The sequence below is a fragment of the Pseudomonas sp. WJP1 genome (assembly GCF_028471945.1).
In the GTDB taxonomy this organism is placed as follows: Bacteria; Pseudomonadota; Gammaproteobacteria; order Pseudomonadales; family Pseudomonadaceae; genus Aquipseudomonas.
Genome location: NZ_CP110128.1, coordinates 2,989,332 through 3,003,796, shown reverse-complemented (window position 1 = coordinate 3,003,796; position 14,465 = coordinate 2,989,332). Strand labels below are relative to the sequence as shown.

The following is a 14,465-nucleotide window of genomic DNA, read 5'->3' as shown; positions in this document are numbered from 1 at the left end:
AGCTTACGAGAGGCTGGACATATAGTCGTTGTAACCGAACTCACGAACCACCTCGACACTACCGTCGAGTTGTTTCACTACGATGGACGGCATTTTCAGCCCGTTGAACCAGTTCTTCTTGACCATGGTGTAGCCCGCAGCGTCGACGAACGACAGGCGGTCACCGATGGCCAGCGGGCGATCGAACTGGTATTCACCGAAAATGTCGCCGGCCAGGCAGGATTTGCCGCACACCATGTAGGTGTGCTCACCCTCGCTCGGGGCCAGCTTGGCATTCAGGCGGTAGATCAGCAGGTCGAGCATGTGCGCTTCGATGGAGCTGTCCACGACCGCCAGGTGCTTGCCGTTGTAGAGGGTGTCAAGCACGGTGACTTCCAGCGACGCACTCTGGGTGATGGCCGCTTCGCCCGGCTCCAGGTAAACCTGTACGCCGTACTTTTGCGAGAACGCCTTGAGGCGCGCGCAGAACTCATCCAGCGCGTAGCCTTCGCCGGTGAAGTGGATACCGCCACCCAGGCTGACCCACTCGACCTTGTGCAGCAGATGGCCGAAACGCTCTTCGATGGTGCACAACATTGCATCGAACAGGCCGAAATCGCCGTTCTCGCAGTTGTTGTGGAACATGAAGCCGGAAATCTGCTCGATGACCTGCTCGATCTTTTCCGGATCCCACTCACCCAGGCGGCTGAACGGCCGTGCCGGGTCGGCCAGCAGGTAATCGGAGCTGCTCACCTGCGGGTTGACCCGCAATCCACGGACCTTGCCTTCAGATGCTTCAGTGTAGCGCTGTAGCTGGCCGATGGAGTTGAAGATGATCTTGTCGCAGTTGTCGAGCATCTCCTCGATTTCGTCATCGGCCCAGGCGACGCTGTAGGCGTGAGTCTCGCCCGCGAACTTCTGCCGGCCGAGCTTGAGCTCGTACAGCGACGACGACGTGGTGCCGTCCATGTACTGCTGCATCAGGTCGAACACCGACCAGGTGGCGAAGCACTTGAGTGCCAGCAGGGCCTTGGCCCCGGACTGCTCGCGCACGTAGGCAATCTTTTCCATGTTGCCCAGCAGCTTTTGCTTGTCGATGAGGTAGTACGGCGTTTTGATCATTTCGAGGCCTCCGGCAAGGCCAGCCAAAAAAAGGATGCGCATTGTGCCCGCACTGGCCACATATCGAAAGAGCAGAAGTGCAGTTCGTCGGCCAGGGATCTGCGCGGCGACCCCGCAAGATCGCACACATAGGCGACAAAAAGATGACGCTGCGGCCAATTGCCATCTTTTTGCGATCTCGCCGACGACCGGTCTAACACGGCACAAAAAACGACTATCGTTGTTAGTGACAGGTCACTGGTGACCGAATGTCACCGCTACGATACCAGACTCACTAATCGCCCGTTCAGACTGGGGACAAAGTAAGGCGAAACGCTTGGCAAGGTGTTTTAACCCGACCACAGGCCTCGCCCATAACCTTTCGTCGCAAATGAAATCGACCCTGGTAAACCCAGCCTTCTCTGGCTTGGGGATTGCACCGGCCCGCGTTAGCCAGAGCGAACGACATAAAACTGACGCGATGGCCATCCAATCAACGCTAAAGGACTCCAGCAATACGCTTGGTCAGTCACCGGAGATGTAACGTGTCAACTCTCAACGAAATCGCAGCGAACCACGCGAGAATGGCTAAGGCAAAGGAACAGGAGTCGACCGGACTGAGTGACCGACAACCGCACATTGTAGGAAGCATTGAAATTCCCTCCCCCGTCGAGCAACCGCATATCCCTCTGCACCTCATCGCCGCAGCCCAGGACAACAACCTCGCCCAGGTATCGGCCTTCGTAGCCTGACGGCGCTCGACACCAGAGATTACCCTGCGCCAGCCATTGCAGGAGCCCGGCTCGCCGGCGAAGAGACCCGAACGCGCGATGCAGTATTCGAGGACGCCTTCGCCGGCAAGCCTGGCTCCTACAGTTGATCGGGTACATCCACGAGCGACGGCTTGGCTGTCAGACCGCCATCGCTGACAAACCAGCTCCCAGGTGTAGACGCACATACCCGCCTGCACCCCTCCCTTTCTAATTCCAAAACAGCTTTGTCGGACAATATGTAGTGTCTAAAAATATTCACTACAAAACCGTTGACGCCTTCGATTTGCCCTTGCATGATGCAGACGTCTCCCCGATCGGGAGTAGCAACACGCTTGAGCAAGCTCGTCTGACCGCCGAGCTGTTTTTTCCGGATACACGCTGCCCACAAGGCAGATTGAAGAAGCTGACCTGGCCTGAACGTCCAGTACAAGGACGAGAAGCGCTGGCGATCCATCCTCATGATGCTTGTGGCCGACCCTCAAAACGTCGGCAGGGGCCAAAGGTTATCGCCGCTTCTCTTCGTTGTGACGCTATTGCGTAGCAGTTATTCAACACGACTACATGCAACAGACGCGGTACCCCGCCGATTTCGGCGGACGACTGCTGACGTCCTGGTTTCGGTGCCAGGGATCAACTAACCGATGGGCTACTTGTATTAGCGAATCAACTTTGAAAGATCACCAAATGGTCAAGGGGGCTTTATCATGAACCTGAACAATCAACCTACTATCGAAGAACTGGCTCGTATGTTCGCGGCGCAAAAAGACAGCCACGACAGCCATATCCTGTGGATCAGCAAATCGGGCCAGGTGCATATCGACTGCCTGTCGCCGCATGCCCATGAAGCAGAGTTCGACCAGAACAACCAGAACCTGCTCGCCCGACTGAAAATGTACCGTCGCGGCCATGGCTATGTCGGCAAGAAAGCCGCCGCCGACAAGGACTTCATCGGTAATGTCCTGCAAACGCTGAAACAGGCCTGGGACTCGCTGCAGAACCAGAACGAAGTTCGGGTGATTGACCGGTTCTACTGATTAATTAGTACCTCAATACAAGAAAGGGCCTGCTCCGGATAAGAGCAGGCCCTTTTTTAATGCCTTTCCTGCCCCCCAATTAACCACTGTAGGAGTGAGCCTGCTCGCGATAGCGGAGTGCCAGGCGCCAAATTTGTTGAATGTAAGTCCGTCATCGCGAGCAGGCTCACTCCTACAGTGGTTACGGGGTGCTCATGAGAACTCAGTTCCCAACAGCAGATCCATGAACGCCACCGACGCCGCACTGTGATAATTGTTCTTGCGTCGAAGCAGCGCTGCCCCGCGTTTGGGCCCCTCACCCACCAACGGAATCCTGCGCAACGCACGCTCTGAAGTGGCAATAGGTTCCGGGAGGATCGTGGCAATGGCGGTGTGCTGTATGACTTCCAGCAAGGTGTTGACCGAGTTGACCTCAATGAGCACCTTGGGCGTGATCTGCGCGGTGACGAAGTACTCATCAATGCAGGTACGGGTGATGAAGTCCGCGGTCAACAGCGCAAACTCCAACTGTGCCATTTCTTGTGCGCTCAACGCAGCCTGGCTTTCATACAGGGGGTGAGCCCTGCCCACCATCAGCCCCAGGGTTTCGGTAAACGCCGGGATCGATTCGATGTCGGCATTTCTCACCTGATCGAACGCAATCGCGATGTCCAGCGAATCATCCGCCAGCCCCGCCTCGATGTCGGCCATCGACAACTCGAAAATCTGCAGATGGATGTTCGGGTACCGCGCCACGTAATCGCGCACTAACGGCCCTGCCAGATAGGCCATGAAGGTGGGCGTCATGGCCAGGCGCAAGGTGCCACGGGACAGGTCCTTCACGTCATGCAGCGCCCGCTTGCCCGCCTCAAGTTCCACCAGGACCCGGCGGGCGCATTCGATATAGGCCTCGCCCGCGTCAGTGGGCTTGACCGTGCGCGAGGTGCGGTCGAACAGGTTGACGCCGAGGGTTTCCTCCAGTTGCCGGATCTGTTGCGACAGGGTCGGTTGGGAAACGTGCAGCGCCTCGGCGGCGCGGGTGAAGCCGCCGTGGTCGGCGACGGCCAGCAAATAACGCAGATGACGCAGCAGCACGGGATCACCCTCTATAGGCAGCACTTATACATTGCATTGTATATCGGTCTTGGACGCTATGGGTTGATCGGCAGAAGATGGCTTCACCCCCGAAACATCACACTGCAACAGGAGAAAAACCATGCAACAGTCCCACGCCTACAACGATCCCAGCCTGGCCCTGACCACTGAAGTACTGGATGCCAAGGCACGTAAAAACCTGTCCTGGCAGGACCTGGCTGAAGGCACCGGCCTTGGCCTGGCCTACGTCACCGCTGCCCTGCTCGGCCAGCACCCGCTGCCGGAAAGTGCCGCCAAGGTGATTGGCGGGAAACTTGACCTGGACGCCGACGCCATCGCTCGCCTGCAGATCATTCCGCTGCGCGGCAGCCTCTCGGGTATCCCGACCGACCCGACCATCTACCGCTTCTACGAAATGATCCAGATCTACGGCACGACGTTGAAGGCCCTGGTCCATGAACAGTTCGGCGACGGCATCATCAGCGCGATCAACTTCAAGCTGGACATGAAGAAAGTCGAAGACCCGGAAGGCGGTCACCGCGCCGTGATCACCCTCGACGGCAAGTTCCTGCCGCTGCGCCCTTTTTAAGTGGATACCGGCCCGCGCTGTGCCGCGGGCCACACCCGACTCACCCCTGAGGACGCAAACATGCAAGCGCTCATCGATGGTTTCCTGAAGTTCCAGAAGGACGTCTTTCCGCAACGCACCGACCTGTTCAAACACCTGGCCACCACGCAACACCCCGGCACCTTGTTCATCACCTGTTCCGACAGCCGTGTCGTGCCGGAACTGCTGACCCAGCAAGAACCCGGCGAGCTGTTCGTCATCCGTAACGCCGGCAACATCGTGCCCTCCTACAGCCCCCATCCGGGCGGTGTGTCGGCCACGGTGGAATACGCGGTCGCCGTGCTGGGCGTGACCGACATCGTGATCTGCGGGCATTCCGACTGCGGTGCGATGACGGCGGTGGCCAAGTGCAAATGCATGGACCACCTGCCCGCCGTCAGCGGCTGGTTGCAACACGCCGAGTCGGCCAAGGTGATCAACGAATCGCGACCCCACGCGGATGAGGCGGCCAAAGTCAGTTCGATGGTGCGTGAGAACGTCATCGCGCAACTGGCCAACATCCAGACCCACCCGAGCGTGCGCCTGGCCCAGGAGAAAGGCCTGTTGAACCTGCATGGATGGGTGTATGACATCGAGACCGGCTCGATCGATGCCCTGGATGCCGGCAGCCGCACGTTCGTGTCGCTGGCCGAGCACCCGACGACTTGCGCCGTGCATGGCAAAGCCGTCGAGGCTGCCTGAGCTTGACCGCAGCGACCGCCCGGGCAGCCGCTGCGCAAGATTTTTAGCGTTTGACCGACAGATCAACCTGGGTCATGCGACTACGAATGGTAAACACGCCATCGCCCGAGAGAATCGCGCTACGCGCAAACAGGCGCCCATTTTCCCAGTTCGACAAGCCCAGTTCCGGCTTGTCGAGTGCGTACTGGCCATCGACCCAACGGGTAATCCCGTTGCCGACAAAGGGCGCGTTGACCGCGTTGTAGAAGCGCTCCTGGATCGCCGCCTCTTCACTGAGCAGCGACACGGTGAATTGCGGGCTGTAGCGGTTGAACAAGGCGATGGCGCTGTCCAGGTCGTCGACGATCTTCAGGCTGACTTCCGGGGTTTCTTCCCACTCCCACTCGCGACCCAATTGATCTTCCGGCAAGGGCTCGGCCAGTGCTTCGGTGCGGTAACCTTCGGCGCGGTAGACCTCGACGGTTGCGCTTTGCCAAACGGCCGGCAGGAACGCTTCGCTGCCCTCCACGATGTGCAACTTGCAGCCCTGGCCGCGTGCCTTGCCTGCCTGTTGCAGCGCGTCGAGAAACAGCGGCACCAGTTCGGCGGCGCGATCGCGCTGGATCAGGCAGACGTTGAGGGTGTTGCAGACCTTGCGGTCGAGGGAGTTGCGCACCACGGCGGCGAAGCGCGTGGCATCGGCGTCGGTGTCGGCGATCAACCAGGCACCGCCGGTGCCATGCAGGCTGACGGCGGTGCCGGCCTGTTGCGCGATACTGCCCAATTGACTGACGGCGCGCCCCGAACCACGAGCCACGGCCAGCGACAGTCGTCGGTCGGCGAACATCGCCCAACCGGCGGCGTGATTGACGCTTTCCACCAACGACACCGCACCGGTTGGCAATCCAGTCTCGCTCAGTGCCGGGTTCAGTGCGTGAGTGACAATGGCCTGTGCCGTGCCCAACGCATCGCTGCCAATGCGCAGCACCGCAGTGTTACCGGTGCGCAACACACCGGCGGCATCGGCGAAGACGTTCGGCCGGCCCTCGAAGACGAACGCGACGATGCCCAGCGGCGAGACCACTTGCTCGACTTTCCAGCCATCGTGCTCGACGCAACTGATCACTTTGCCGCGGGTGGCCGACGCATCGCGCCAGGCGCGCAGGCCGGCAATCATGTCGCGACGCATGCGTTCATCCGCCAGCAAACGCGTGGTCGAACGACCGCGGGCCTTGGCCCGTTCGATGTCGGCCTGGTTGGCGGCCTCGATCAAGGCCCAGCACTCAGGCGTCTCCAGGCGTTGGGCGAACACATCGAAGAAGGCGCTGATGGCCTGGTCCGACACCGTCGTCATCGCCTTGAACGCCGCTTCCGCGCGTTCGATTGCCAGCGCTGCCGCTTGCTGGTCAGCCACCGGGATCAGCAACAGTTCGCCGCTGACCTGCTCCACCAACAGGTGGTCACCAGGCGCAAAGCGTGCCGCCAGTTCGGGGCTGACCACAGTGACACGATTACCGGCAAAAGGGATCGGCGTGCCAGCGACTAGACGTTCGAGCGCAAGAGACATGAAGCGGTATCACCATGCAATGGGCGGGCTGAAAATGTATAGCAAAAGCCGCCGAGCGTCATCCGCCCCCCCCCCCCTGCACCGATGATCGCAATCCCGCCGGTGCCGGCCTGGCGCACCTACGCTTAAAGCGTACCCCTCGCGTTTGCTGTTTCGAAGGAGGCCGTCATGAGCGATAAATTCAGAAGCCATGGCGCAGCCCTTGACGACGAAGGTCTGGAAAATGCCCTGGACCTGGCCAAAGTCAGCGCTGCACAACTGTGGGCTGTTCTGGCAGTAGAAACCTCCGGCAACGGATTCTTTTCCGATCGCCGTCCGAAAATCCTTTTCGAGCGTCACGTCTTCAGCCGCTTGACCCAGCAGAAGTTTGACGCACAACACCCCGATATCAGCAGCAAAAGCCCTGGCAACTATGGTGCGTCGGGGGACCACCAGTACGACCGGCTCAACCAGGCGATTGAGCTGAACCGCAATGCGGCGCTGCAAAGCACGTCCTGGGGGCTGGGCCAGATCATGGGGTTCAATTTCGCCTCCACAGGTTCTGCGAACGTCGAGTCGATGGTCAAGCGCATGGTCCTGTCCGAGAACGAACAACTGCTGTGTACGGTCGGCACGTTGATCGGTGGCGGTTCCATCGCCGCGCTACGGGCCAAGGACTGGGCAAACTTCGCCCGTCGTTACAACGGCCCCAACTACGCCATCAACAACTACGACTTGCGGCTCAGTGCCGCGTATCAAAAGTTCTCCTACGGCGGCACGCCCGACCTCAGGATTCGCACCGCGCAAACCTACCTGACGTACCTGGGCTGGCACCCCGGCACGATTGACGGCATCGTCGGCAAACAGACCCGCGATGCAATGAATCTGTATCAGGCCAAAGAAGGCCTGGAACTGACCACGGTGCTCGATGACGAGACGCTGGAGCATCTGCGCAGCAGGATTCTGGCGATGCCGCTCTGATCCCGCACCAGGTACATCCCCTGTGGGAGCGAGCCTGCTCGCGATGAGGTCTTTCCAGTCGACATCAATGTGACTATCAGACCGCTATCGCGAGCAGGCTCGCTCCTACAGGGGGGTGTTGCCTTCGCTACGTATCAAAGTGTGTACAGCCCCGCCCCTGACACATCAGGCCTTCAAATCCCCGCGCCAACGACACACCGCAGATACACCCGGTTGATGAAATACGTCCCAACGGGCACACCCCGGTCCGACATCCCTGCCTTGAAGGAGATCAACCATGAACGCCACTATTTCATCGGCCGTGAAAGGCCTGCACCTGAACCTTGACCGTGCCGGCAGTTGGATCGCGCCACTGACCTTGAGGGTGTTCCTCGCCTGGGAATTCTTCGAGTCGGGCCTGGAAAAATTCAATGGCGAAAACTGGTTCGCCGACATCCAGGACCGCTTCCTGTTTCCGTTCAACCACCTTCCTGCCACGCTGAACTGGGAATTGTCGATGTGGGTCGAGCTGATCTGCGCGCTCGCCCTGCTGGTGGGCCTGGCCACGCGGTTCTCGGCGATCAGCCTGATCGTGGTGACCATCGTGGCGACCGCCGCGGTGCACTGGCCGGCCGACTGGTCGACCTTGAGCGAACTGGCCCAGGGTTACTCCATCAGCAACAAAGGCTTCGGTAACTTCAAGCTGCCGCTGATCTACCTCGCCGCCCTTGTGCCGCTGCTGCTTTCGGGCCCTGGTAAGTTCAGCCTCGATGCGTTGCTGGCCCGGTTTTTCTGGCGCCGCAATCGGCACTGAAACGAAACCCTTAACCAATCAAACAAAAGGGGACCTCAATGAGGTCCCCTTCCTTTTGCCTGCAAATTATCGAAGCAATTCTTCCACCGCCTCAATCCCCGCCAGTTGCGGATGCTCATTGCGCTCATGCACATGGGCATGCGGGGTGCGGTCGATCAGCAGGCTCAGCAGTTCCGGGCGGCTGTAGTGGCCGCGCGAATCCATCATGCGCTTGCGCTTGTCGATCAGGCTCATGTCGAGGTCGACGATCACCTCGCCTTCACCCTCGGTCAACGCTCCCAGCACCACGCCGTCCGGGCTGATGATTGCCGTGTAGCAACCGCCGGAGATCGGACCGATCGGGCAACCGGTGTCGGCCATGATCTGCGCCTGTTGCTCAGGGTTGAGCCAGGCGGTGGAGTTGACCACGAAGCAGGCCGCTTCCAGGGCGTGCTGACGAATGCTGACTTCCATCTGCGAGGCGAACAACGGTCCTGCGAACGAGCCGGGGTACATCGAGGCGTGGATCTGCTCGCCATCGGCCATCAACGCGTAACGGGCCAGCGGGTTGTAATGCTCCCAGCACGCCAGTTGGCCGATGCGCCCGACCGCACTGTCGGTGGCGCGCAGGCCAGAACCATCGCCCATGCCCCAGATCATGCGTTCATGGTAGGTCGGGGAGATCTTGCGACGGCTCTGGATCAGTGTGCCGTCGGCGTCGAACAGCAACTGGGTGTTGTACAACGTACCGCCATCTCGTTCGTTGACACCGATGGACACGACCATGCCGGCCTCCCTGGCCGCGGCGCCGATGGCATCGGTCGCCGCCGACGGTACCGTCACGGCCTGGTCCAGCAGCTTGAGATGTTCAGCGCCCATGGCAAAGGGCGCCTGGACGAAGGAGAAATACGGGTAGTACGGCACGATGGTTTCCGGAAACACGGCCAACTGCACGCCCTGCCCGCCGAGCTCGAGAATCTTCTCGACGACTTTATTGACGGTGCCTTCTCGGCTGTAGAGCACGGGGCTGATTTGTACGGCGGCGGCTTTGACGAAGGTCATGGCGGTAATCTCATTGAGGGAACGGGCTTCAACGAGATAAATATTACGACAATCATATTTAGTCTTGAATGTCGTATACACCACCTTTTAGGACATCATCCCCGATTGGCCCGCTGAATCACCTGCGGAGGCTGCCCGAAAGCACGCAGAAACGCCCGACGCATGCGCTCCCTGTCACCAAATCCGGTTTCGGTGGCCACCACATCGATCGAGTGCCGGCCGGTTTCCATCATCAACCGTGCGGCTTCCACCCGCAGGCTTTCGATGGCCTTGGCCGGCGATTGCCCGGTTTCGGCATTGAACACACGGCTGAATTGTCGAGGGCTGAGATTGACGGCGTTGGCCAGTTCCTCAACCGACAATTCGGACTTCAGATTCTGCTTGGCGTAAGTCAACGCCGCCTGGATGCGATCGGTCCTGGGCTGCAACTCCAGCATCACCGAAAACTGCGACTGCCCGCCTGCCCGGCGGTGATACACCACCAACTGCCGGGCTACCCGCCGAGCGACTTCGGCCCCCAGGTCCATCTCGACCAGCGCCAGCGCCAGGTCGACACAAGCGCTCATGCCCGCGGCCGTCCAGAGGTTGCCATCGTTGATGAAGATGCGGTCCTCCTCGACCTTGATCCTGGGGTACGCCCGCTGCAGCGACGCGGCGTGACACCAGTGGGTGGTCGCCCGTCGCCCATCGAGCAAACCGGCCTCGGCCAGCGCAATGGCCCCGGTGCAGATCGAACCCAGGCGACGGGTGTTCTGGCTGGCGCGACGCAAAAATTCGACCATGCCGGGTGATACCGGGCGAATCAAATTGTCGCCCATCACCAGCAACGTATCGAACGAACGCTGGCCGAACGCCGTGGTTTCTACGGCAAAACCGGCGGAGGTTTGCACCATGCCGCCGTATTCGGACAGCAAGACCATGCTGTACACCGGCTCCTGCATCGCGTTATTGGCCAGTTCGAACGTGGCACACATGGCCAGGCCCAGGACCTGGAATCCCGGGTAAACGATGAGTCCGATGTGTTGCATGGTGGTTGTCCAGAATGACCTTAAAGGTTGCATGACCGGTTATTCAGCCAGAGCACCTCACTCTACGCCTGCCACCGTAATGCGGGTGAAAAGCCGCTCGACGGCAATTCGGCCAGACAATCGCCCATTAAGGCCATGCCCCTTCATTTATTGGGTCTATAAATAACAGTACAGCGGTGGCCGCAAACAAGAGGCACAGGCCATGGACAGCAAGGATTCGGGCACAAATCTGGCCTTCTGGCTGCCAGGCAGTGCGGTCATCCTGAGTCTGGTGGTATCGATGTTCGCCCTCACCCGCGAACCCTTCCTGGAGCCGCGCCCCATCGGTGCCCAGTTCCAGGCCCAACTGCCCATCGAAGCCCGGCTGTGGCAGGACCCTTTCGACGCCGTGGAGCGTTATCGCAAGAAGCTCGCCGACAGCAAGAACCCGGACGCCGAGAACGTTTGCAGCCCCGATCTCTCTCCCCTGGGCGCATCACAATCGGCGCCCGACATCATGGTCGCGCTGGTCGAGGGCGGCCCTTACGCCGATGAGGTCGAACGGCGTCGGCGCATTCGCTATGCCTTGCTGGCCGGGTTCAAGAACTCCCATCGGGTGCCCGATCAGGAGCAGTACATTCACTGCCTGAAATTGGCCGCCAACCTGTCAGTCGAGGCGCCGCAAAAAAGCGCTTTCGTCGATATGCCCTACGAAGTGTTCGTGTCCAATCCCTTCGATCCACCGCTGGCGCTTGAAGGCAAGCCAACACCGCCCGAGCGCACGATCGTGTTCTGGCTGAAACAGGACGCGCTCGGCTCGACGCCGCTGCAACGGCTCGAAACCCTACGCGACAGTCTGAACCAAAAAGTCGCCATGGCCTGCGCGCCAGCCCCCTGCGCCGAACCACCGGCCAACGCCGTGCTGAAGGTCATCGGCCCCTCGACCTCGACCGTGCTGCGCGACATGTTCCAGGACCAGGACATCGGCAAGGCTTCGGCGAACATCGAAATCTACTCGCCGCTGGCCACGGCCGATAACGAGACGCTGGATCGCGGCTACCAGAAGCTTTCGCCGCCCCTGCAAAACCGGCAACCCATGAAGTTGCTGCGCACCGTCAGCGACGACGGCACCATGACCCAACTGATGCTCGAGGAATTGAAGTTGCGCCGCGTCGACCCGGCCGCTGGCGTACGCTGCGGTGAGGGCAAATTGAGCCGGATCGGTTCCCCCTGCACCGGCAATCTGCGCCGCAGCGCCAATCGCATCGCGTTGATATCCGAGTGGGACAGTTTCTACAGCCGCGCCCTGATCGAAAGCTTCAAGTTGCAGGTGGCCAGGGACGCCCGACTCGGCGACGGTGACAACCATAAGGGTGCTGTCGAGCAGTGGATTTTGCGCTTCAGTTACTTGCGCGGTCTCGACGGACGCCTGCCGGAAGAATCGGCGAGCACCGATAAAACCGCCACTTCCAATGTCAGTAAAAACACCCCTGGCGCGGCCGCAATCGACCTCAGCCCGCTGGAGAAATCCGACGGCAATTCCCAGCTCGACTACCTGCGACGCCTCGCCGACCACATCGCCAGCGAAGACGCGGCTTATCGACGCGATGGCGAAAGCGGCATCGGTGCCATCGGCATCCTCGGTGTCGATGCCTACGACAAGCTGCTGGTGCTGCAGGCACTCAAGAGCCGGATGCCCTACAAACTGTACTTCTCGACCGATCTTGACGCGCGCATGCTGCAACGGGGCCAGGCGCAAACCACGCGCAACCTGATCCTCGCCGCGCCCTATGGCCTGACGCTGACCCGTGCCCTGCAACAGGACGTGCCGCCGTTTCGCGACAGCTTGCAAACTGCCGTGTTCGTCTCGGTACTGGCCGCGTTGGCGCCGCAATCGTTCGATGCCAAACGCGCGAAGTTCGACTACTCGAAATCGGAGCTGCTCTCGCCAGGCATCTATGAAGTGGGCATCAGTGGCTTCATTCCCCTGGCCACGCGACTGGGCGCCTCGCGCCCGACCAGTTGCCAGGCTCCCACCCAAGCCCAGTCGGAGCGCGGCATACTGCCCCACGACCTGATGGCGCTGCGCTGCCTGCAAGATCCCTCGCCGCCGCCCTACCCTGAGCCCTCCAGGTCACTGCGCGAGCGTTTCAAACACAGCCAGTCGTTCTTTTGGGCGGGGCCCTTGACGCTCACCCTGCTGACCATCGCCGCGTTCATCCTCTGGTGGCGCATCGAGGGTCCCCAGGATGAACACGACACGCGCCTGGCGTGGGTACGCGGCGTTCCTATCACGCTGTTCATGGTAGCGGCGGCCTGCGCCTTCATCGCCACGCGCTACTGGCACGCGGAGTTCCTGTGGTTCACCTTCGTGCTGGTGCTGCTGGGCATCCTGTCGTCGAACCTGCTGCGCCGCTCCACGCGGCGACTGGCGCTGGCCCAGGACGCGACGGCGAGTATGACCCCGGGTTCATACGATGCCTGGGCGTGGTACATCGTGGTCCCGCTGGTGGTGTTCATCCTCGCGCTGATGCTGGCGTACCAGATGCGCAGCACCCTGACCGACAACGGCCTGGGCGAGCCGATGTTCCTGCTCGAAGGCATCAGCGCCTGGCCGACCGTGGCACTGCGCCTGCTGGCCGTGCTGATCTCGCTCTCGGCATTGACCTGGGGCTGGCGCAAGCTGCGCATCAACCGCGCCGACATCGAAAGCGCCTTCCATTTGCGCCTGCACATGCGCAGTACCAGACGACGCTGTGGGGCCAGGTACAGCGTCTGATCCGCCGCGGCAAACGCTGGAGCCTGCGCCGCTGGTGCAATGAACTGGGCCATTGGCTGCTGCTGATTTTCTTCCCGCTGATGAGCGCCAACGAAGACTGGTCGAAGTCCTGCGCGGCCGCCCAGGCCCGCTGCACGGACGGACGCAAGATGATCGTCATTGCGCGCTTCTGGGGTGAGCACTGCATCTGCGGTTCATTCGGTGCCCGCCTGTTGCGGGCGATGCTCGCCACTTGGGCCTACGTCGTGGTCACCAGCGTGCTGTTCGTGATCTGGCCCATGGAAGGCTCACCCGTGCGCGGCGCCTCGGATTGGTGGATGTTGAACTGGCTGGTTCCGACCCTGACGTTCCAGCTCCTGGTGTTCTGGGTCATGGACGCCAACCTGTTGCTGACGCGCTTCATCCGTCATTTGAGCAAGCACCATGCGATCTGGCCAGGGACTTTGCAGGCCGAGCACAAGAAAATCTTCGGCATGCTCAAGCATCCCTGCATCGATGAGTGGGTGGATCTGCAGCTGATCGCCAAGCGTACGTCGGCGGTCAACCGGCTGATCTACGCCCCGACCGCGGTGCTGTTGATCCTGCTGGCGTCACGCAGCAGCCTGTTCGACAACTGGCCGACGCCGCCAGGGCTGATGATTTCCTACCTGCTGACCGCGTTGCTGCTGCTCAGCTCCGCGCTGACCCTGCGCCGAGCCGCGGAAAAGGCCCGCACGCTGGCCTTGCAACGAATCGACGCCTATTTGCTGGAAACACCGGAATCAACGCCCGGCTATGCCAAGTTCAAGATGATTCGCGAGCGGGTTTCTACGCTCAACACCGGTTCGTTTTCGCGTTATTCCGAGGATCCGTTGATTCGTTCGCTGCTGTTGTCGCTGACTGGTATCGGCGGCTCGGCGATTGTCGATGCGTTGAATTATGCGAAGTTTTGATCAGTTGCTGCTCATAAGAATTGGATGGGGTGTATATCCGTTGCTGCGGTAACGGCTACTTATGGTTTCGCCCTTACGGCGAGTCCCTTTTTCAAACGCCAAAAAGGAACCAAAAGGCTTTGCCCCACCACTCGGTG

General features: G+C 60.6%; 11 protein-coding genes and 1 pseudogene. 7 read left to right on the top strand and 5 right to left on the bottom strand.

Going from position 1 to position 14,465, the window contains the following annotated elements:
• Nucleotides 1-3 precede the first annotated feature (3 nt).
• Entirely contained in the window at nt 4-1,101 is a 1,098-nt protein-coding gene (gene nspC / locus OH720_RS13690; RefSeq protein ID WP_008061669.1) for a carboxynorspermidine decarboxylase, read from the bottom strand.
• 524 nt (nt 1,102-1,625) lie between these two features.
• On the opposite strand from nspC, the gene OH720_RS13685 reads away from it, so the two are divergent.
• Nucleotides 1,626-1,832, top strand: coding sequence for a hypothetical protein (locus OH720_RS13685; protein WP_272606045.1), 207 nt, complete (start codon nt 1,626-1,628; stop codon nt 1,830-1,832).
• Between the two features lie 725 nt (nt 1,833-2,557).
• Complete coding sequence (locus OH720_RS13680) at nt 2,558-2,887, top strand: hypothetical protein (protein ID WP_180203389.1); 330 nt, start codon at nt 2,558-2,560, stop codon at nt 2,885-2,887.
• 192 nt (nt 2,888-3,079) lie between these two features.
• On the opposite strand, the gene cynR is transcribed toward OH720_RS13680, so the two are convergent.
• Nucleotides 3,080-3,961 carry a transcriptional regulator CynR gene (gene cynR, locus OH720_RS13675; RefSeq protein ID WP_272606044.1) on the bottom strand — a complete coding sequence of 294 codons (882 nt, stop codon included), beginning with the start codon at nt 3,959-3,961 and terminating at the stop codon, nt 3,080-3,082.
• A gap of 121 nt (nt 3,962-4,082) precedes the next feature.
• On the opposite strand from cynR, the gene cynS reads away from it, so the two are divergent.
• Together cynS and OH720_RS13665 are read left to right on the top strand one after the other, a co-directional pair.
• Nucleotides 4,083-4,550: a cyanase gene (gene cynS, locus OH720_RS13670; protein ID WP_272606043.1), complete on the top strand. Its 468-nt coding sequence runs from the start codon at nt 4,083-4,085 to the stop codon at nt 4,548-4,550.
• 60 nt (nt 4,551-4,610) lie between these two features.
• Nucleotides 4,611-5,270, top strand: a complete 660-nt coding sequence (locus OH720_RS13665; protein WP_272606042.1) for a carbonic anhydrase — start codon at nt 4,611-4,613, stop codon at nt 5,268-5,270.
• Nucleotides 5,271-5,313: 43 nt separating this feature from the next.
• On the opposite strand, the gene OH720_RS13660 is transcribed toward OH720_RS13665, so the two are convergent.
• Entirely contained in the window at nt 5,314-6,816 is a 1,503-nt protein-coding gene (locus OH720_RS13660) for an aldehyde dehydrogenase family protein (RefSeq protein WP_272606041.1), read from the bottom strand.
• A 168-nt stretch (nt 6,817-6,984) separates the two neighbouring features.
• On the opposite strand from OH720_RS13660, the gene OH720_RS13655 reads away from it, so the two are divergent.
• Together OH720_RS13655 and OH720_RS13650 are read left to right on the top strand one after the other, a co-directional pair.
• A complete protein-coding gene (locus OH720_RS13655; protein WP_272606040.1) occupies nt 6,985-7,776 on the top strand; it encodes an N-acetylmuramidase domain-containing protein in 792 nt (263 codons plus the stop codon).
• A 277-nt stretch (nt 7,777-8,053) separates the two neighbouring features.
• Nucleotides 8,054-8,569, top strand: coding sequence for an HvfX family Cu-binding RiPP maturation protein (locus OH720_RS13650; protein WP_272606039.1), 516 nt, complete (start codon nt 8,054-8,056; stop codon nt 8,567-8,569).
• A gap of 66 nt (nt 8,570-8,635) precedes the next feature.
• Here the strand turns inward: OH720_RS13650 and OH720_RS13645 are convergent, their stop codons facing one another.
• Nucleotides 8,636-9,610: a Nit6803 family nitrilase gene (locus tag OH720_RS13645; RefSeq protein ID WP_272606038.1), complete on the bottom strand. Its 975-nt coding sequence runs from the start codon at nt 9,608-9,610 to the stop codon at nt 8,636-8,638.
• A gap of 95 nt (nt 9,611-9,705) precedes the next feature.
• Nucleotides 9,706-10,638, bottom strand: a complete 933-nt coding sequence (locus OH720_RS13640; protein WP_272606037.1) for a GlxA family transcriptional regulator — start codon at nt 10,636-10,638, stop codon at nt 9,706-9,708.
• Between the two features lie 202 nt (nt 10,639-10,840).
• On the opposite strand from OH720_RS13640, the pseudogene OH720_RS13635 reads away from it, so the two are divergent.
• Nucleotides 10,841-14,328 (top strand): annotated as a pseudogene (locus tag OH720_RS13635) (hypothetical protein).
• Nucleotides 14,329-14,465: the final 137 nt, after the last annotated feature.